At 69.7% G+C, this 19,818-nt stretch carries 10 protein-coding genes; 3 read left to right on the top strand and 7 right to left on the bottom strand.

The genetic code is table 11. The features are described from left to right. Nucleotides 1–2: 2 nt before the first annotated feature. The 3 genes from QFZ76_RS15895 to QFZ76_RS15905 all read right to left on the bottom strand — a co-directional run bounded on the left by QFZ76_RS15895 (nucleotide 3) and on the right by QFZ76_RS15905 (nucleotide 10,987). Nucleotides 3–671: a hypothetical protein gene (locus tag QFZ76_RS15895; protein ID WP_307674356.1), complete on the bottom strand. Its 669-nt coding sequence runs from the start codon at nucleotides 669–671 to the stop codon at nucleotides 3–5. Further along, nucleotides 668–7,213 carry an RHS repeat-associated core domain-containing protein gene (locus QFZ76_RS15900; RefSeq protein WP_307674357.1) on the bottom strand — a complete coding sequence of 2,182 codons (6,546 nt, stop codon included), beginning with the start codon at nucleotides 7,211–7,213 and terminating at the stop codon, nucleotides 668–670. The genes QFZ76_RS15895 and QFZ76_RS15900 overlap by 4 nt, the downstream gene beginning before the upstream one ends. Before the next feature lie 81 nt (nucleotides 7,214–7,294). Then, on the bottom strand, nucleotides 7,295–10,987 hold the full coding sequence (locus QFZ76_RS15905) for a LamG domain-containing protein (protein ID WP_307674358.1): 3,693 nt from the start codon (nucleotides 10,985–10,987) through the stop codon (nucleotides 7,295–7,297). Between the two features lie 482 nt (nucleotides 10,988–11,469). Here QFZ76_RS15905 and QFZ76_RS15910 point away from each other — a divergent pair, with 482 nt between their 5' ends. Then, nucleotides 11,470–12,606: a sugar ABC transporter substrate-binding protein gene (locus tag QFZ76_RS15910; RefSeq protein ID WP_307674359.1), complete on the top strand. Its 1,137-nt coding sequence runs from the start codon at nucleotides 11,470–11,472 to the stop codon at nucleotides 12,604–12,606. Between the two features lie 53 nt (nucleotides 12,607–12,659). Here the strand turns inward: QFZ76_RS15910 and QFZ76_RS15915 are convergent, their stop codons facing one another. Next, on the bottom strand, nucleotides 12,660–13,883 hold the full coding sequence (locus tag QFZ76_RS15915; protein WP_307680022.1) for an RNA-guided endonuclease TnpB family protein: 1,224 nt from the start codon (nucleotides 13,881–13,883) through the stop codon (nucleotides 12,660–12,662). Nucleotides 13,884–14,228: 345 nt separating this feature from the next. Beyond that, nucleotides 14,229–15,131 carry an alpha/beta hydrolase gene (locus QFZ76_RS15920; RefSeq protein WP_307674360.1) on the bottom strand — a complete coding sequence of 301 codons (903 nt, stop codon included), beginning with the start codon at nucleotides 15,129–15,131 and terminating at the stop codon, nucleotides 14,229–14,231. 211 nt (nucleotides 15,132–15,342) lie between these two features. On the opposite strand from QFZ76_RS15920, the gene QFZ76_RS15925 reads away from it, so the two are divergent. Together QFZ76_RS15925 and QFZ76_RS15930 are read left to right on the top strand one after the other, a co-directional pair. After that, a complete protein-coding gene (locus QFZ76_RS15925) occupies nucleotides 15,343–17,010 on the top strand; it encodes a histidine kinase (RefSeq protein WP_307674361.1) in 1,668 nt (555 codons plus the stop codon). Nucleotides 17,011–17,059: 49 nt separating this feature from the next. Then, complete coding sequence (locus QFZ76_RS15930; RefSeq protein ID WP_307680023.1) at nucleotides 17,060–17,740, top strand: response regulator transcription factor; 681 nt, start codon at nucleotides 17,060–17,062, stop codon at nucleotides 17,738–17,740. A 239-nt stretch (nucleotides 17,741–17,979) separates the two neighbouring features. Here QFZ76_RS15930 and QFZ76_RS15935 read toward each other — a convergent pair whose 3' ends face one another. Together QFZ76_RS15935 and QFZ76_RS15940 are read right to left on the bottom strand one after the other, a co-directional pair. Next, nucleotides 17,980–18,777, bottom strand: a complete 798-nt coding sequence (locus tag QFZ76_RS15935) for an ABC transporter (protein ID WP_307674362.1) — start codon at nucleotides 18,775–18,777, stop codon at nucleotides 17,980–17,982. A 77-nt stretch (nucleotides 18,778–18,854) separates the two neighbouring features. Then, nucleotides 18,855–19,796, bottom strand: coding sequence for an ABC transporter ATP-binding protein (locus tag QFZ76_RS15940; protein ID WP_307674363.1), 942 nt, complete (start codon nucleotides 19,794–19,796; stop codon nucleotides 18,855–18,857). Between the last annotated feature and the right edge of the window lie 22 nt (nucleotides 19,797–19,818).

A 19,818-nucleotide genomic window follows, 5' to 3' on the forward strand; every position in this document is an offset into this window, starting at 1 on the left:
CCTCAGTGCTCCTGCGCCGCGCGCCGGGCCAGCCGCTCGCGGGCCCAGACGACGAAGGGCGCGAAGACCCCCTCGGCCTCGGCCTTGTCGACCAGGGCGGTCACGTCCGCGACCGGGTCGTCGTCGACGCGCAGGAAGATCTCGGTCATGGGGCGGCCCCGCAGGCGCACCAGTTCACCGTTCGGGTTGACCCGCGTCTCCTCCAGCAGCGTCCGGCGGTCGAGAAGGCGCACCATGGCCGGGATCGACTCCTCCGTGAGGCCACGGGCCAGCTCCCGTCCGCACAGGTCCCGGGTGTCCGGCTCCACGAATGCCCACCGGGACCGGAACGGCATCTCCTCGTCGGGCTCGTGGGCGACCTCGGCCGGCGGCATCACCGGGCAGGTGGCCAGGGCCCCGCTCGCGTCGGGCTGGGGCGGGTCGGCGTACTGGCGGTTCACGAACTCCCAGTGCGACAGGGGAACCACCGTGAACGTGACGTCGAAGACCTCCCGGCCGGGGTCGACGGCCTCCCGACGGACCTCCATCAGCAGGTGATCGCCGTGCGGCGCCACCAGCCGGAAGGTCCTGCCCTTCTTCGTGAAGCCGGCCGCCTTCATGACCGGCGCCACATGCTGCTTGATGAGGGTGTCCAGGGGGTTCATCGTGTGCCGCTCGCCTTTCCTGATCACGCCGCCAGTGTGTAGACAGTAGCCGCGACTCCCGCGCTCACCGAGGCCGCTGCCGCCACTCCGCCCGCCTCGATCACGACCGGCAGTCCGATGATGATGATCGGTACCAGCAGGGGCCATTGGTTCACCCCGTCCGTGGCCTGCGGCACGATGCCCAGTCCCGGCTGGTCGACGGTTCCCGGGTAGGGGCCCGGGCCCGGGCCCGGGGTGGGCTGCGGAGTGGGCTGCCCCTGCTGAAGCGCGCTGGCCGGGCTGTTGCTGAGGATGCGTCTGAACTTCTTGCTGTTCTTGGGCTTGCCGTAGAGGACCGAACCGGGCTCCGGACCGATCACCTTGTCGCCGTTGATCACGTTGTAGGGCCCTCCGATGGTCCATCCCAGCACGGTGTTCTTGCCGTCGGCGCGCATCCGGTTGACGTACCACTGCGCCTCGGGAACGGCCTTGGCGGCCTCGCCCGCGGACTTCACCTCCCACACGTAGTAGATGTCGTGGTTCATGTCGTAGCCGACGATGTCCGGGAAGCCCTTGCTGCAGTCCGCGCCGACGTTCTTGCCCGGGCGCATGCACGCCTTGTTGGCGCCGGGCACCTTCAGCGAGGTCATGATCCGGAAGTTCTTCACGCCGAGCCGCTTGGCCTGCAGCACGATCTCCTTGATGGCCCGGTCCCGCGCCTGGTTGTGCCGGGTCGTCTTGTCACCGGTGGCCGCTCCCAGCAGCGGGGCGCCGCCGCCGTCTCCGTCGTGGCTCGACCCGTCGTACTCGTCCGACCCGGGGTCGTTCTCCGGCTTGTACGTCCCGTACGTGCCGTTGCTGCCGGAGCAGAAGTGGGCGAGGCCGCAGGACTCCAGGCCGGTGGGGTCGGACTGGGTGGCGGGGTTGTTGTTGGCGTAGGTGTAGCCGTTGAGGGACTGGGCCTGCCCCGTGCTGAGGACCGGGTCGACGCTGATGAAGCGGCCGGTGGCCGGGTCGTACTCCCGGGCACCCAGGTGGGTCAGCCCGGTGTCGGAGTCGGCGCTCTTGCCGAGGAAGCCCTTGTCGTCGGCCCAGCTGCCGGTGCCGCCGGAACGGGTGGCCCCGAAGGGTGAGGTGTAGCGCTTGACGACGCCCTGGCTCGTCGACTCGATCGCCAGGCCGGAGGTGCCGTGCTGGTCGGCGGCCAGCCAGGTCAGGGCGGTGGTGCCGGACTTGTTGCCGCGCATTGCGACCGTCGAGGCGCCGGCGGTGTAGTAACGCTGGGCCCAGTACTTGGCGGTGGCGGTGCTGGTGTCGAGGTGGACCTCGGTCGCCCCCAGGTAGAGGACGGTTTCGCCGGCGGTCTCCCGCCGGATGAGGAGGTTGCCGTCGGCGTCGTACACGTAGCCGGTGGTGCTGCTGCCTTCGACCAGCTTGCCGAGGTCGCCCTCCTCGTTCCAGACGAGGGACTGCGTGGCGCTTCCGTCGGGTCGGGTGGTGGTGTTTCCGGTGGCGTCGTAGGCGTAGGCGGGCGTGACGCCCGTGCAGGAGGTGGCCGTGGTGACCGCCGCCAGGGTGTGGCCGCGGGTGCTGTCGTAGCAGTAGGTCTTCTTGGTGTCGCCGCCGGTGGCGTGGGTGGTCTCGGTGGCCCGCAGGCCGGAGTCCTGGTAGGTGTACGAGGTCCAGTAGGGGCTCGCGCCACCGAGGTTGGCCGCGGTGCGGCCGGTGGTCGAGCAGTCGGCGGCCTTCGGGGTCCAGGCCTCGGTCAGCCGCTGGTGGCCGTCGTAGGCGAAGCACTGGTTGTCCGCCGCCGAGGTCCCGCCCAGGGTGGTGGGGTCGGTGATGGAGGTGACGTTGCCCGCGTCGTCGTAGGTGTAGTTGAGCTCCTGCAGTTCGTAGCCGTGGGTCTGGTCAGTGACGACGGACTGGGTGAGCCGGCCGGTGCCCTCCTCGAAGGCGTTGGTGAGGTAGGCCTTCTTGGTGCCGGTGGCCGAGGACGTGCCCAGGGTCAGCTGTTCGGTCTGGCCGAGCGCCGAGTAGCTGGTGCCCAGGACGTAGCCGCTGGCGCCGGACAGAGTGGTGGGCAGGCCGACGGCGTTGTACTCGGTGGTGATCTGCTCGGCCGCCAGCCCGCCGGCGGCCGGCTCCTTGGTGTACTGCCGGGTTCCGTCGACGTTGTAGTACGACGTGAAGTCGAGCGTGGCGGACGGGACGGCGCCCGAGGTCACCAGGGCGTCACCGGCGGGCAGGACGATCTGGCTGCCGGTGGTGCGGTACAGGGCGTCGTACTCGGTGACCTTCTTGGTGTACGCGGAGCCGCCGGTGCCGCCGACGTAGCGGACCGCCGTGTCCAGTTGACCCTTGGCCAGGGTGTCGTAGGTGTAGGCGGTGAGCTGCTTGGCGGCCACCTGTTCCTCGGTGGTCGACGTCAGGTCGGCGGTGGCGGGGGCGCTCCAGGTGCCCGTGACCCGGCCGAGGACGTCGTAGGCCGAGATCAGGACGCGTCCGGCGGCGTCCTTGATCCAGGAGACCTCGTCGAGGGCGGTGTAACCGGTGGTGGTGGTCCCCTTGTCGGGGTCGGTGGAGGTGGTCTTGCGGCCGTACAGGTCGTAGCCGTAGGACCAGACGGAGCCGTCGGGTCCGGTGACCGTCTTCTCCTTGCCGTCCGGTGCGTAGGTGAAGGAGGTGGAGGTGCGGGCGGCACCGGTGCCGGCGCCGTACTCCGCGTCGGCCGGGGAGGTGCCCGCGTACTCGCGGCGTTCGACGGTGCGGCCCAGGGCGTCGGTGATCACCCGGGTGGCCGAGCCGCCGGACAGGGCCGTGGTCGCGGTGGAGTCGCCGGTGTAGCCGGTGGTCGTCGTCCAGCGCTTGACGCCGTAGACGTACAGGCTGTTGCTGGTGGCACGTTCCGCGCCGTCGAACGTGGTCGCGGTCTGCTGGGCGGCCTCGCCGTACTCGGCCCGGGTGTAGGTGCCGCTCGGGGTGTGGTCCTGGTCGAAGATCTGGGCGTACGACTCGTAGGCCAGGCCCCTGCTGTCGTAGCGGGTGTCGGTCAGCAGGCGGCCGCCGAGCGGGCTCGGGGACTGGGTCTGCAGGGGGCGCAGCAGGGCGTCGAACAGGCTGTAGGTGGTGTTGTAGGTGTTGCCGTCGGCCTTGAGGGTCGAGGTGGATGTCCAAGAGGGGGCGTCGGCGGTGACGGAGTAGGCGTAGGTGTAGTTCGCCGACTGCTCGGAGGAGTGGGAGCGGTTGGGCAGCCAGACCGCGGTGACCCGGCCCAGCGCGTCGTACGCGGTCTCGGTCAGCTTGGTGTTGACGTCGTAGACCTTGGTCTTCGAGCCGCGCGCCGGGTCCAGGTAGGTGTAGCTCTTCTGGCTCTTGGCGTTGGTGGCGACGACCCGGGTCAGGGGGCCCGCGTCGGTCGGGGTGTAGGCGGCGCCCGTGGTGTTGCCCGCGGCGTCGGTGACGGACAGCGGGCGGCCGAGCTTGCTCGTCGCGGTGTCGTACGTCGTTTTGCTGACGGTCTGCCAGCCGGTGGGGTGGCGTTCACCGCCGGTCGCCGTGGCCGGGTAGGCCGAGGCGCGGCCCTTCCAGGTGGCCAGGCCCAGGGTGGGGCTCTGATCGGCGCTCCAGGCAGTCGCCGAGGTGTTGTCGTAGACGGTGGCGGTGTCGGCGAGGACATCGCCGGAACTCGCGCTGGACGTCGGCAGGTTGAGTGAGGCCTCGGCCACCGAGCAGGGCCGGCCGACGGTACGGGTGCGGGAGACCAGGCCGGTGATGCCGAGGCCGCTGTTGCGGGCGTACCAGGTGCGGGAGCAGGTCTCGTCGCCGGACTTGGCGGTGTCGCCCGCCTCGTCCACCGTGGCGGTCATTCCGTAGGCGTCGTAGGTGGTCGCGGTGGTGCGGGTGCGCCAGCGCGAGGCGGCCGTCAGGTAGGTGTGGGTGGAGGTCTTGGCATCGCGGACGTAGTAGGCCTCGGTGTCCGCGTACGACTTGTGCTGGGTGGCGGTCCGCTTCGACCAGGGGTCGCGGACGCTCACGCCGACCGGTGTGGTGCCGTCGTAGGTGATCTGCTCACGGAGGTATCCGGCGTACGGCTCGCTGTCGGTCTGGTCGGGCACGTCCAGGCCGGCGACGTCGACGCCCTCGACGGTGGCCGAGCGTCGGGCGTCCGCGTCGAGCTTGCCGTCCGAGCCGAGCAGGCGGTCTCCGTTCATGCCCTGGAGGTAGACGGAGACGGTCTTGGTCCGCGTGGTTGCGGTGCCCTTGGTGGCGGTGACCCTGCCGTAGCCCCGGAAGACCGACCAGGTGCGCTCGGCGGTGGGGGTGAAGGGGTTGTCGTCGTAGTGCCAGGCGGGGTCGGCGTACGCGTACTGGTGCTCCACGGCGTCGTTCTTGCCGGTCGGGTCGGAGACGTTGACGGCGAGCACGCGGTACTTGTGGAACCAGTCGATCGAGGCGTTCTCGGCGCCGTTGATGTTCCAGTACTGCGGATAGCAGGACTTCGTGTTGTGGTCGGCGGAGCCCGGCATGTTCGAGCCCCGTACGCATTCGGGCTCGGAGAGGGTGACCCGGGTGATGGAGCCGGTCTCGGTGGTGACGCTCTCTATACGGGGGCGGCGCAGCGGCAGGATGTCGTCGGTGGCGTCGACCCGGTTCTCGCGCATCTGGTAGGTGAAGGTCACCGGGGACAACGCGATGTCGGTACCGTTCTTGCCGGTGTGCCGAAGGGACTTCAGGGTCAGCGTCTGGTCGCTGGTGTCCCCGATGTCGCCGCCGTCGAGGAACGCCTGGGTGAACGCCCACGAGTCGACGGCCGTGAACGCGCTCGACGCCGCCGACCAGGCGTGGGTGTCGACCTGGGTGAGCCGCTTGCGCGTGAAGAAGAACGGACCGCGCACGTCGCAGGTCGCGTCCTTCTTGCAGATCGCGTCGAACGGCACGTCCGGCCAGTTGTCGGCGGTGGAGTCCTTCAGTTCGGAGCAGTCGGCGGCGGTGCAGCGCTCCTCGTAGGTGAAGGTGACCTTGTCGGAGGTGACGCCGGTGAACAGGGTGTCGGAGCGCTGCCCGTAGAGGATCTTGCTGAGCTGGCCGCCGCGGACGTACTCGGTGGTGGCGGTGGTGGCGCCGTTCTTGCCGTAGTAGTTGGTCTCCGGCGTGTACCAGTACGTCATGGCGTTGCCGCTGAGGTCCACGACGTAGTCGAGGTTCCAGCGCCAGGCCTGGGTGGCGGAGCGGTCGGCGAAGGCGGCGCCCTGGTCGTAGCCGGGTTCGCCGGAGTCGTCACCGTAGACGGGCACGGTCCACACGGAGTTGGTGCGTTCGGTGCCGGCGCCGGGGAGCTTGTTCTGGCCGAAGACGTACTTGGTGCCCTCGCCGGTGGTGACGGTCCAGTACTCGCCGTCGCCGTCGCCGTTGTCGGCGCCGGTGGAGTGCGTGACGGTGGAGGCGTCGTCGTTCTTCAGCCGCCACACGCCGGTGGTGTCGTCCTTGACCAGCTCGTTGGACTTGCCGTTGAGGACGATCGAGGCGTTGTCGTACTTCCAGCACAGGTCGGCCTTGCCGTCCTGGCCGTCCTTGTCGCAGGAGCCGTAGGAGCGCTCGACGTAGGAGGCGGAGGTGAGGTCGAAGCCCTCGCCGACCTCGGTGGCCTGGTTGTTGGTGGAGGCGGTACGGCCGTCGATGCCGCCGGAGTCGTAGGACAGCTCCAGCTCCGGCTGGGGTCCGACCGCCGCGGGCGGGGTGTCCAGCGGGTACGACCAGGTGAACGAGCCGGACGAGCCGCCCGCCTCCCAGCTGGAGGCCGCGGACAGCGGAGTCGCCGTGTAGTCGCCGGCGCCCGAGGTGGAGCCGCCGGTCGTGGCGGCCAGGGCGAGGACGGTCGCGGAGGAGGTGGTGGCGAGCGGCACGTCCGCGGAGACGGTCCGCGCGGCCGTGTCGTTGTCCGAGGCCAGCACCGCGCGGGTGCGGCAGGCGGCCTTCTGCGGGGTGGTCAGGGCACAGTGCGGCAGCCGGACCAGGCCCAGCCGGCCGGACCAGCCACCGCCGTAGGCGGAGGCGAACGCCGAGTAGTCCAGGGTCAGCCGGGCCCGGCCGGGTTCGGTGGCCGCCGCGGTGAGCAGGACGCCCTTGATGCCGACGGCCGCGGCGGCCTCGCGGTCGAGGACGCGGACGGTCGAGCGCCCGCCCGCCACGACGCCCACGCCGCCCCGGGCGACGGTGACCGGCAGCCCGCCCGCCGCGGCGCTCGCGCGGCCGGAGCGGGTGCCGGGCACGGCGACCGTGGCGCGGCCCGGCTTCGGCCAGGCGGAGCTCTGTTCGGCCGCGGCCCGGCGCGCCTGCGCGGAGTTCTCCTTGCGCGCCGCCGCCACGGCGGCGCGGGACTGCTTCGCTCCCAGTCCGGTGACCGCGCGCACGTCGCTGTCCCGCTGCGCGGGCAGGCCGGGCCGGCCCAGACCGCCTGGCGCGTCGGTCGCGGCGGTCGCCGGTTGCACGGCGGGCAGCGCGCCCGTGGCCAGCGCGACGGCGAGCGTCACCACGATTCCGGCGCGTCTGCCGCGCAGCCAACGAGCCACTCTCGTACCGGTGTTCACGACATACCCCTGTCAAGGCACGGCCGCGACGCGGCCACGGAGGGAAGGAAGTCGAAGGAAGGAAGGGGCGGGGTGCGGCGGTCAGCCGCCGATCATGGTGTCGAGCTGCGTGCCGTCGGCCGCCGCGCCCACCCAGATCCGGATGTCGGAGATCCGGCCGGGCAGATAGTGGCCCCAGGCGCTGCTCACGAAGTCCTTGCCGACCGCGAGTTCACCGGAGCCGACGACGGCCGTGTACGGCGTGTCCGTGTCGTTCTGCGTGGAGTCGAGGTAGAGGGCGATGGTCCCGGCCTGCGCGTCGTACACGCCGGTCAGCCGCACCCGGCTGCCGACCACGGCCGCGCTGTCGGAGTCGACGGCGGTGAAGGTGCCGTTGGCGGCGAGCCGCCCGAACCGCCAGAAACCGAGGGGTACTTCGTAGGGATTGTCGTTGTCGTCGAAGCGGGTCTCGGTGCCGGTCTGCTGGTACCACAGGCCCCAGGCCGAGCCGTCGGCGGTGCGCTGGCCCAGCACCTGGCCGACGTATCCGGTGCCCTTGGCGTTCAGGGCCGCCTGGTCGAGTTCTACCTCGGTGGTGACGGTGAAGGAACCGGTCTCGTCGACGACCGGGCCGGACGTGGTGGCGGCGTCGTCGGTGCCGTCCAGCACGATCGCCTCCCCGTCCAGCGAGGCACCCCCGGACAGCGCCAGCGAGCGCCCGTAGCCGGTGAGGGTGTCGGCCAGCGAAGTACCGCTCGCTCCCTCGGGGTTCCAGGCGGCGACCAGTTCGGTGGCCGTCGCGGTCTCGGAACCGTCCAGCAGCTTGGCCTCCTTGGCCACGTCACCGGGCTGCAGGACCTCCTGGAACACGGCGACCTCGTCGACCCGGCCGCGCCAGTACTGCTCGTAGGTGCCGGCCACATAGCTGGCCCGGCCGATCTGCAGGGCCCCGTCCGGGGTCTGCTTCTCCCCGCCCGCCGGCACGGCCACCGGGCTGCCCTGGGCACGGCCGTTGACGTACAGCTGGATCGTCTTGTCGTCGGCGTTGTACACGCCCGCCAGCTGCGTCCAGGTCTTCAGCACGACGCCCTCCACGGCGGCGTTCTGGGCGACGAAGCGCCGGGTGCCGCCGCTGTCGGTCCAGCTGAAGCGGAACACCCACCGCTTGACGCCCGCCGAGTAGTAGAGGGAGAAGCCGGAGCTGTCACTGCCGGTCTGGGACAGGACGGTCCGGTAGGCGCTGCTGTCGGTCAGGTACGCCCAGGCTGAAACGGTGTATGACGACTGGGTGTTGACCGCCGGTCCCGAGGTCGCCGCGTATCCCGACTGCCGGGTGGTGTCGGAGGTGTCGTTGAGCCACAGCGAGTGGTCCGCGGAGCCACGACGGCTCAGTCCGGACCAGCCGGCGCCGGTGGTGTGAAGGGTGGCCGGGTGCCGCGTCCCCGCGGTCGTCGCGGAGTCGGCCGCGGTGGTCACGCCGGAGTTGGGCGTGCTGTCGTCGAAGCGCCAGCGGCCGGTGGCCCCTTGGCTCTCCTGCACGTTGAACTTCACACTGGCGATGGCGCCCCAGCGTCCGCTGCCCACGTTGTCCAGCGCCCGGACCTGAAGGACCTGCGTGCCGGCCAGGTCCGGTGCGATGGCCTTCTTGACGTTCGTCCCGGAGATCGTGGCCGACCAGGAGGTGGAGGACGACAGCTTGTAGCGGTATCCGACGACGGTGGCGGCGTCACCGGATGCCGGGGAGAAGCCGAACTCGTCCTTCACGCCGGGCCCGCCGGCTGCGACACACGCGTTGGCCGTGCACGGCGTGTAGGTCGTGCCGAAGGCGATCACCGGCGCCTTCGGGGCGGTGGTGTCGACCTTGAAGTAGCACCAGCCCTTGGTCGTCACGGTGCTGCTCGACTCCAGATAGCTGCCGCCGCCGTTGTAGTAGGAGCGGGTGAACACCGCCATCCGGTAAATCCCCCCGTCCGCCAGCGTCACCGGCGAACTGACCGACACCCGCTGCCCGTCGTTCACGTAACCGGGGCTGACCGGCCGCACGGGCTCGGTGGCCACCGCCCAGCTGCCGTCACTTGCCCTCTTCTGCACATAGAAGTGGGTGCGCAGATTCGCCCCGCTCTCCCCGCCAGCCAGGGTCTGCGCCACCGCGGTGAACGTGGGCGTGGGGTCGGAGAGGACGTCGGGGTCGCTCGCGTCCGTCTCGCAGGAGGTGATCTCGCCGGACAGCACGCCCGGGCTGGTCGGCGGGGCCGGGACGCCCACGTAGGTGACGTCGAGGACGGCGTCGTCGTCGAACCGCTTCCAGCCGTTGGGGTCCGACTCGTTGTACGCCTTCAGCATCAGGGTGAGCCGGGAGAAGTCACCGGCCGCGAAGGCCTTCACGGTGTTGGTGAGGTTCTCGTAGTTCTGCGCCGGGTCGTCGTTGAACTCGATGGGCGCGTCCGGCTGGTCCGGATCGCAGGCCGTGCCCCGGCCGGCGGAAACCGTGCGGTCGCCCATGATGTCCCAGTTGCTGGTCGGCCCCGGCCACCGTGTCGCGGAGGAGATGTTGGGTGTCCTCACGAGTTGCACGGTCGTCCTCTCACAGGACATCGACCAGCGCTCGGTCACCCGGAACGTGGCGTCCAGCACCCGCTTGCCGCGCAGCGCGGTCGGCGAGAACTCGAAGTACATCCGCTGCTTGTAGCCGGACCCGCAGGGGTAGGCGTACCCGCCGCTGATGTACGTGCCGCAGTAGCCGACGCCCTCGCCGTCGTCGCCGCCGGAGAAGTTGTAGAAGGTGTCGCCGTCCGAGGAGAGCAGGGTTCGTTCGGACTCGCTCCAGGACACGTCGGGGTCGACATAGACCGGGTAGACGGTCGCGTCACCGGTCAGCAGTTCGGGGTCCGGCACGACGGTGATCGAGTCGGCGTCCGCGGTGACGGGCAGTACGGCGGAGGCGTCGCCGTCGCTGGGACCGGATGCGGGGTCGGGGGTGAAGTCGCCGTCGTGGGGGGTGGGTTGATCGGCGGTGGGCGAGGCGTCCGAGGCGGGTAGTGCCGCGTCCGACGCCGCGAGCGACATGGTGGACGTCCCGGACGCCTCGGACGCGCCGGACGCCTCGGACGCCGTCGCCGTGTCTCCGGCGGAGTCCCATTGGCGGGCGACGGGGCTGCGGAACACGGCGTTGCCGTTGTCGTCCACGGCGTCCAGGCCTCCGCCGACACCGTCGCGCAGTGTCAGTCCCTGGGCCTCGACGGGAAAGTCCAGCTTCTTCAACTCGTCGCTCGCGGCCGCCTCGGGCGACGTGACGACGAGAACCTGGCGGTAGCCCTCGAGGGTCGCGGTCATCCGCAGATCCACTCCGGGCAGTACGTCCGCGTACACGGCCGAGGCGCCGTCCAGCGTCGGTTCGGGCAACTCGCCCGGCCAGCCGACCTGGAGCGACATACCGCCCTCGGCGACGGTCACCAGGTCGGTGCCATCACCTCCACCGGAGAACGACACATCGGCCACGGCTGCCTTCGGGCCGACGGTGCCGTCGGCCCGGCGCTCCAGCGACGCGTTCGGTTCGTCCCACGCGCCGCCGGCCTGCTTCACCCGCACCGGCACAGTGGACTGGCTGAGGGAGAAAGTGACGCCGTCCGGATTGGCGTAGGTCGTCGTGTATTCGGTGCGCTCTCCGACGACCTCTACGCGCTCGCCGGTGTCTGCGGCCTTTTCGGCGGCCCTTTCAGCCTCGGACTTGTTTCCCTTGCTCGCCTCAGCAGCTGAATTCGCATAGGCGGGCGGGGTCATGGCGGAGATGCTCACGGTGGGAATCCCTGCGAGCACCGCCATCGACGTCACCAGGACCGTCGCATCGCGCAGACGTCTCGCCCGACCACCGACATGGCAACACCTCATGCGTGACAGCACAACCGCCCCCCGAGCCACACGATCTTCACAGTGGGTGCCAGTTGTACTCACGTTGATCGGACATGGTCAAGACTTCAAGGAAAATGAGACTCACTTCGATCTCGAAGTCGACCAAGGGAAAGAGGGAGGGTGAACACACGGATAACTCGACCTGTACGCCGGTGATCTCGGCGCCCGGGTGCCCCCACATGACGAGCCGGGATCCCTTGATGGCCCAGGAGTTGTCACAAAGTTGGGCAACAGCACCGTCGTCGAGCGGCTCGTTGTGATTGCTGTTGCGATCTCGTCGCCTGGAACCCTTGACGCTGAACGCGCCTGCGCGTTGGCTTTCACCACCTGGCCGCCAGGCTGCTCTCTAGCCCCGGAAGGCACCTGTAGTGAACGCTGCACCCATCCTCCACTCCACCGCGCGTCGTTTTCCCCTGGTCGTGGCCATCTCCACGTCGACCCTGTTGCTCACCTCGTGCGGCGCCATCGAGGGCATCGCCGGGAGCGACAGCTCTGTGAGCCCGAGCAAAGGCGACGACATCACGGTGGGGCTTCTCCTGCCCGACAAGGAGACGAGACGCTTCGAGAAGTTCGACTACCCCCTGATCAAGGAACGGGTTGCCTCCCTCACCAAGAAGAAGGGCACGGTCCGTTACGCCAACGCCGGTGCCAGCGCGGCCAAGCAGAGCCGGCAGTTCGGCGAGATGATCGACGCCGAGGTGGACGTGATCCTGGTCGACGCGGTCGACGCCAAGGCCATCTCGTCCGACGTCCAGAAGGCCAAGGACGCGGGCATCCCCGTCATCGCCTACGACCGGCTCGCTCAGGGGCCGATCGACGCGTACGTCTCGCACGACAACGAGCTCGTCGGCCAGGTGCAGGGCCGCGCCATCGTCGGGGCACTCGGCGACGCGTCCAAGACCAGCAAGATCGTCATGGTGAACGGCTCGCCCGCCGACCCGAACACAGAGCTGTTCAAGACAGGCGCACACAGCGAGTTGGACGGCAACGTCATCATCGCCAAGGAGTACTACACGAGGGAATGGCTGCCGTCGGTCGCCAAGACGAACATGGCGAAGGCGATCCAGGCCGTCGGGCTCGACAACATAGCCGCCGTCTACTCGGCGAACGACGGGATGGCAGGCGCCGTCATCGACGCGCTGAAGGAGGCGGGGGCGAGCAAGATCCCCCCGGTGACCGGGCAGGACGCCGATCTGGCCGCGCTGCAGCGGATCGTCTCCGGCGAGCAGTACATGACCGTGTACAAGCCGTTCCTGCTGGAGGCGGACAACGCCGCGGAAATGGCCGTGGCCAAGGTCCAGGGCCGCTCGATCGAGTTCGACGCGCTGACCCCCGCCTCCGTCGACAGCCCGACGGAGAAGGGCATCCGGTCCAACCTGGTCCCGGTGGTCGCCGTCACGAAGGACAACATCAAGGAAACGGTGATCCAGGACGGCGTCTACACCGTCAAGGAGATCTGCACGGCGGAGTATGCGGCGGACTGCGCGGAGATCGGGCTGAGTTGACTTGCAGGGGCTGAAACCCGAGGATTCTGGCCTTCTCGATCGTTGCTGTGCCGCTACGCGGCACGGGGTTCGGTCGGGAATCCGTGGCTTCCTGTTTCTTCGCGCTGCGCCGGGAATGCTCCTGGTCTTACCGGCGCTCCGCAGGCCGATACCGCCAGTCCGGCGGCCGTCTTCACGTTGATCGCGGCATTGTGGTCACGGTCGTGGACGGTGCCGCAGGCGGCACACGTCCACTCCCGGACATCGAGGGGCTTGGGTCCGTCCTTGACGCCGCAGGTGGAGCAGGTCTGGGAGGTCGGCTCGAACCGGCCGATCTTCACCAGGGTGCGTCCGTACCGCTCCGCCTTGTACTGGAGCATGCTGACGAACGAGGACCATCCGGCGTCGTGCACGGACTTGGCCAGCCTGGTGCGGGCCGGTCCTGCCACCGACAGGTCCTCCACGGCGATCCCTTGGTTCTCGGAGATCAGCCTGGTGGAGAGCTGGTGGTGGAACTCGCGGCGGGCGTCGGTGACCTTGGCGTGGGCGCGGGCGACCTCGAGACGGGCCTTTTCGCGGTTCTTGGATCCTTTCTGTGTGCGGGACAGCTCCCGCTGGGCCTTCTTCAGCTTCTTCTCCGCGCGCCGCAGGAACCGCGGGGAGTCGATCTTCGTGCCGTCGGACAGTACCGCGAAGTGGGTCAGGCCGAGATCGATGCCGATGGTGCGGTCGGTGGCGGGCATCCGGGTCGCGTCGGCGGCGGGGTCGGTGTCGATGACGAAGGAGGCGAAGTACCGCCCGGCCGCGTCCTTGATGACGGTGACCGAGGTGGGGATGGTGGGCAGGGTGCGGGACCACGTCACCTTCACCGCGCCGATCTTCGGCAGGTTCAGCCGGCCACTGTCGGTGATGTTCCAGCGGGCGTTGGCGGTGAACCGGATCGACTGCCGGGCATCCTTGCGGGACTCGAAGCGGGGCGGACCGGTCTTCGGCCCCTTGCGGGTGCCCTTGAGGGAGGCGAAGAAGTTGCGGTACGCGGTCTCGGCGTCCCGCAGGGACTGCTGGAGGACGACGGCGGAGACCTCGCCCAGCCAGGACCGTTCCGCTGTCCGCTTGGCCTGGGTGATCAGGCGCGTGGACAGCTCCCCGGCCTTGGGGAACGGCTGCTCGGCCTTGCGGGCGTCTTCACGGGCACGCACCGCGTCGTTGAACACGACGCGGGCGCACCCGAACGCCCTCGACAGCGCGATGCGCTGGCCGGTGTCCGGGTACAACCTGAAGGCGTACCTGAGCTGCATGACGATCACACTGGACATGTCGCAGGCACACCGTCACGACGGAACATTCGTGCGAACCCTCACCGCTCCCGCAGCCCAGTCCGGCTCCGCCGGAAGGACACCGCGACGCTCCGCGTCGCAACCATCAGATTCGCTTCACCCCCGGCGTGAACGCCGGGGCACTGCGAATGAATCCCGGTAGCGAGAACAGGTGCGCGGGCGAGGCACTCCGCCGGGGCCGCGTCGGCGACGTCCTCGAGCGGGGCCGTGCGGCCGGCCCCGCTCGACGACCTCTGGAGGCGGCAGCCCGAGCTCCGGCGCGCTGCCCCGGCGGCTGTTTCGGGCCCCGGAACAGGGATGGCGGTCTCAGGTGCCGAGTGCGGTGCGCAGGGTGGCGGCCATCAGCTCTATGGCCTCCTTCCCTGCCGGTACCGGGCCGGTGTGCGTGAAGTAGTGGTCGACGCCCTCGAAGACGCGGTGGGTGACCGGGACGCCCGCGGCGTCCAGGGCCTTGGCGTAGGCGTCGCCCTCGTCGCGCAGGCGGTCGTTCTCCGCGGTGATGACCAGGGCGGGCGGCAGTCCGGCGAGGTCGTCGGCCAGCCCGGGCGAGACGAGGGGATGGGCGCGGTCGGCGGAGTCCGGGACGTAGGCGGCGGTGAAGACCCGCATGAGGTGCGGGGTGAGCAGCGGCTTGGCGATCGGGGAATGCTTGGTGGCGGGGTCGGCGACCTGGTCGAGCGGAGCGGAGTCGATGATCTGGAGCCGGGGCGTGAAGGTGCCGCGGTCGCGGGCGGTGCGGCAGACCGCGGCGGTCAGGCCGGCCCCGGCGCTGTGTCCGCCCACGGCGAGTCGCGAGCCGTCCCAGCCGTTGGCGGGGCCGTTCTCGGCGACCCACGCGGTGACGTCGTACGCCTGGGTGACGGCGGTGGGGAACCGTCGCTGCGGGGCGACGGCGTAGTCCACGTTGATCACGACGCAGCCTGCCGTGGCGGCTATGTAGCGGCAGATGTGGTCGTCCTGCTCGGGACGGGCGACGACGAATCCGCCGCCGTGGAAGTTGACGTACACGGGGGCGAGGGCGTCGGTGGAGTCGGTGGTGGCCGGCGGGCGATAGACGGTGCACGTCACCGGTCCGGCGCCGGTCTCCACCCGGAGGGATTCGGTGCGCTTCGGGATGTCGGTGAAGCGGAGGTCCTTGTGCACGCGGGACATCATGCCGCCGAGCAGCAGCTGGATACCTCTGGCCTGGATTCCGGGACTGAATGGCATGGTCTGGTCCGCCCATCGCTGCAACGCTGCAACATTGAACTAACAGGATTCCTGATAATGAACGGTCATCCCGTGTCGCGCAACGGGGGGCGGCGTACTACTTCCGAACGGGAGTCCTGGGTGACGGAGAGCATGCGGCGCGCACTCGGCCCGCCGACCGCCTGACCTTCGTCAGTACCACCGGGTTTCCAAAGTAACTAGCCTGGCCATCGTGAAAGGATCAGTCACGGCCATCGCACCGCCCGGCACTCCCCCCGCGGAGCAGCAACGGCCCCTCAGGCGCAGGCTGATCACCTCGCTGCTCGTCTGGCTCGCGCTCAACCTCACGGCGCTGGTGCTGTCCTCAGGTTTTCCGGAGGGGCTGAACCGGTGGTGGCAGATCCTGATCGGGGCCGTTGTCACCGGTGTCGCCGTCTGGCTGCACCGGTCGCGGCCCTTGGTCTCGTTCGTCCTCTGTCTGGCCCTGTGGTGGACCCTGGGCACGCTGGACAACGACCTGGGGTCGACTGTCGTCTCCCCGTACCTGCCCGCCGTCTTCATCATGAGCTTCATGGTGGGACGGCTGCCGGTGGCCACCCCGTTGGTCCTGCAGGCCCTCGGCGGCACCATCCTCGTCGGCTCGGGTCTCGCGGTCGCGGTCCAGCTGTCCTTGCCGATGTGGTTCGTCCTGCTGACCGTTCTGGTCTTCGCTTGTCTGCTGCCGTGGCTGACGGGCCGCTACTGGCAGCAACGGCACGAGTTGCAGCTCGCGGGCTGGGAACGTGCCCGCCAGATGGAGACGCAGCAGCGCATCCTGATCGATCAGGCCCGGCTGCGGGAGCGGGCGCGCATAGCCGAGGACATGCACGACTCGCTGGGGCACGAACTCAGCCTGATCGCCCTGCGCGCCGGCGCGCTTCAGGTGGCTCCCGGTGTGAGCGAGAGCTTCCGCAGCGGGGCCGGTGAACTGCGGGAGAGCACCGCGAGGGCGATGGAGCATCTGCGCGACATCATCGGCGTCCTGCGCGAGGACGACACGGAGACACCGCTGGATCCCTCGCAGTCCGGCATCGGCGCGCTGATCGACCGTACGCGGGCGTCCGGCGTGCCGGTGACGTTGGAGCACGTGGGCGAGGCGGAGCAGCTGCCCGCCATGACGGACAAGGCGCTGTACCGGGTGGTGCAGGAGTCGCTGACCAACGCGATCAAACACGCCCCCGGTGCGTCCGTGACCGTATGTCTGGAGTACCGGCCGATCGAGGTCATGGTGAGGGTGCGCAACGGCCCGCCGACGGAGCCGCCCTCGGACGACCGACCGAGCGGGCGGCGTGGGCTGATCGGGCTTCAGGAGCGGGCCCGCCTGGCGGGCGGACGGCTGTACGCCGCCGCGCTGCCGGACGGCGGCTTCGAGGTGACGGCCCGGCTGCCTCGGGTGCCCGAGGCGCTCGAGGCGCTCAAGGCCGGCGAGGCTCCCGAGTGGCTGTCGCCGTCGGCCGGGTCGACGGAGGGCGGTCTCGCCGACGCGACCATGCACGTCCGCCGACGGTTCATCACCGCGGTCGCGCTGCCGCTCGGCCTGTTCGTCCTGCTCGTTGTGGGAATAATCGGCTACTACGCGTATCTGTCGGCGTCCACCACGCTGGCTCCCAAGGACTTCGACAGGCTCCGGGTCGGGCAGGGCAAGGCCGAGGTCAACCGCGTGCTTCCCGAGAACGACATGAACGACCCGCCGTCCGAGGAACTGCCCGTCCCGGCCGCGGCATCCTGCCACTACTACCGTTCCAGTGGGGCGCTCTTCGTCCAGGTCGACGTCTACCGGCTCTGCTTCGCCGACGGGCGCCTGGTGGCCAAGGACGTCATCACCGCCGAGTCCCGGGCCCCTGTCGACCACGACGCCTGACCGCCTCCGCCTCCTCCACCACCACCATGCCGCTGAACAGGAGACGACCATCACTCCCATCACCCTTGTCCTGGCCGACGACGAAGCGATGATCCGCGCGGGGGTGAAGGCCATCCTGGCAACGGATCCCGAGATCGACGTCGTCGCCGAAGCAGCCAACGGACGCGAAGCGATCGCTCTGACGCTGGAGCACCGGCCCGACGTGGTGCTCATGGACATCCGTATGCCCGTCATGGACGGACTCGCCGCCACGGCCGAGATCAAGCGGCAGGTGCCGCAGACCTCGGTGCTGGTACTGACCACTTTCTCCGAGGACGCGTATGTCGCCCGTGCGCTGGGCGACGGAGCCAGCGGCTTCATGCTCAAGTCCGGCGACCCGCGGGAGCTGCTGACGGGTGTGCACGCCGCGGCTGCCGGTGCCTCCTATCTGTCGGCGAAGGTCGCCGAACGGGTCATTTCCGAACTCAACCGCAGCTCCGGAGGACAGGCCGAGGCGCGCAGCGCCCTCGCGCAGAAACGGGTGAGCGCGCTGACCGAGCGGGAGCAGGAGGTGCTGGCGCTGGTGGGCAGCGGCCTGTCCAACGCCGACATCGGCAGGCGGCTCCATGTGGTCGAGGGCACCGTCAAGAGTTACGTCAGCGCCATCTTCACCGCGTTGGGCGTGCGCAACCGGGTGCAGGCCGCGATCATCGCGTACGAGGCGGGGCTCGTGGCGGACCGGGACAAGTGACACGGTCGGCACGTCGCGCGGGTGCACGAGCCGGGGCCACGTCCGGCTCGGGTACCCGTTCCGTCAGGGGTACGACATCGAAAACCCGGGCTACGACAGCGAAGACCGGGGCACGACAGCGAAGACCCGGGGCACGACGACGAAAACCGGGGCGTCGCCCACCGAGCGGGGGTTCCCGGTGGAGCGACGCCCCGTGCGCCCGGTCAGATTCCGGAGCGCGCTTCAGGGGTGGCGCGAGGTCAGGCGTCGCGCTTGCGGAGGGCGTAGAAGCCCACCGCCAGGGTCCCGAGGGCCCACAGGACGAGGAGCAGGAGCCCCATGCCGGGTCCGTACGGTGTGGTGTCCGCGTTCATGAAGACGGTGCCGGCCGAGTTGGGCATCCGCTCCGCCAGCGCCACCAGCGGGTCGATGTCGGAGGCCTGGAGGACCACCGGCAGGACCGTGAGCCCGACGAAGACGATGGTGAGCGTGCCGGCGGCGCTGCGCACGGCGACGGCCACGGCCACGGTGAGGACGGCGACGAGCGCGAGGTAGACCCCGATCCGCAGGGCACTGCCCAGGGCTTCACCGCCGGCCGTCCCCGCCTTGTCGCCCAGCGACAGCGAGGAGACCCCGACCCCGATCAGGCCGAACACGACTCCGGCGAGGAGGCTCACCGCGGCGGCCACTGCGGTCTTGGCCGCCAGCAGCCGGCCCCGCATGGGCACGGACTGCAGCGTCGTGCGGATGCTGCCGGAGGCGTACTCGGCTGTGATCATCAGCATCGCCAGGGCGATCAGGGCGAACTGGGCGACGTACACGGTGGCCACGGCGACGTCGCCGACCGGCACCGTGGTGCCCTCCTTCTTGTTGTTGGCCATGGTCGCACCGATGATCGGGGTGGTGAGCAGCATCAGCCCCGCACCGCCCAGCAGGCACCACCAGGTGGACCTGACCGACCAGAGTTTGATCCATTCCGATGCCACGGCGCCGGGCAGTCCGCCGCCGGAGGCACGCACCGGCTGACCGGCAGTCGTCACGGGCATTGATGTCGTCATGACTGGAATCCTTGTGCTCTCTCAACAGGGCGACACGGTCGCGTGGAGTTCCGGGAGGGTGGGCGAGCCGCTGGACGTCACGCTCCCGCGCCCGGGTGCTGGTGGCCGGACGCGGCCCCGAACTCGACGCTGTCCGCGGTCAGTTCCATGTACGCCTGCTCAAGGGACGCCTCGACGCTGCGCACTTCGTGCAGCCTGATCCCCAGCTCGTAGGCCACGTCCGACACCCGGTCGACGGTGAGCCCCGTGATGTACAGCTCGTTGTGGCTCTCCCAGCGGACGGGCACCGACCATTCATGCAGCCGGGCCACCAGCTTCTTGAGCCCCTCCTGGTCGGCGCCGCGCACCCGCACCGCGTTGAGCGAGCTGCTGTCGATGAGCTCCTTGACGGACGTCTCGGTGATCAGCCGCCCCTTGCCGATGATCACCAGATGATCGGCGGTCAGCTGCATCTCGCTCATCAGGTGGCTGGAGACGAAGACGGTGCGTCCCTCGGCGGCGAGTCCGCGCATCAAGCCGCGGATCCAGCGCACGCCGTCGGGGTCGAGGCCGTTGACCGGCTCGTCGAACATGACGACACCGGGGTTGCCCAGCAGGGCACCCGCGATGCCCAGACGCTGCCCCATGCCGAGCGAGTACGAGCCGGCGCGGCGGTTGGCCACCGATGTCAGACCCACGGTCTCGAGGACCTCGTCGACCCGCTGGACGGGGATGCCGTTGGTACGGGCGAGCGCCCGCAGATGTGCGCGTGCGCTGCGGCCGGGATGCACGGCTTTGGCGTCCAGCAGTGCGCCGATCTCGCGCAGCGGGTACGCCAGTTCGGCGTAGGGGCGGCCACCGACGAGTGCCTGGCCGGATGTGGGGTGGTCCAGGCCCATGATCATCCGCATGGTGGTGGACTTGCCCGCACCGTTGGGGCCCAGGAAACCGGTGACGCGACCCGCCGCGATGGTGAGGGACAAGTTGTCCACGGCGGCCTGACCGCCATACCTCTTTGTCAGACCCTGCAGGGTGATCATGGATGAGTTCTCCCAGCCCTTC

The organism is Streptomyces sp. V4I2, assembly GCF_030817655.1.
Taxonomy (GTDB): Bacteria; Actinomycetota; Actinomycetes; order Streptomycetales; family Streptomycetaceae; genus Streptomyces; species Streptomyces plumbiresistens.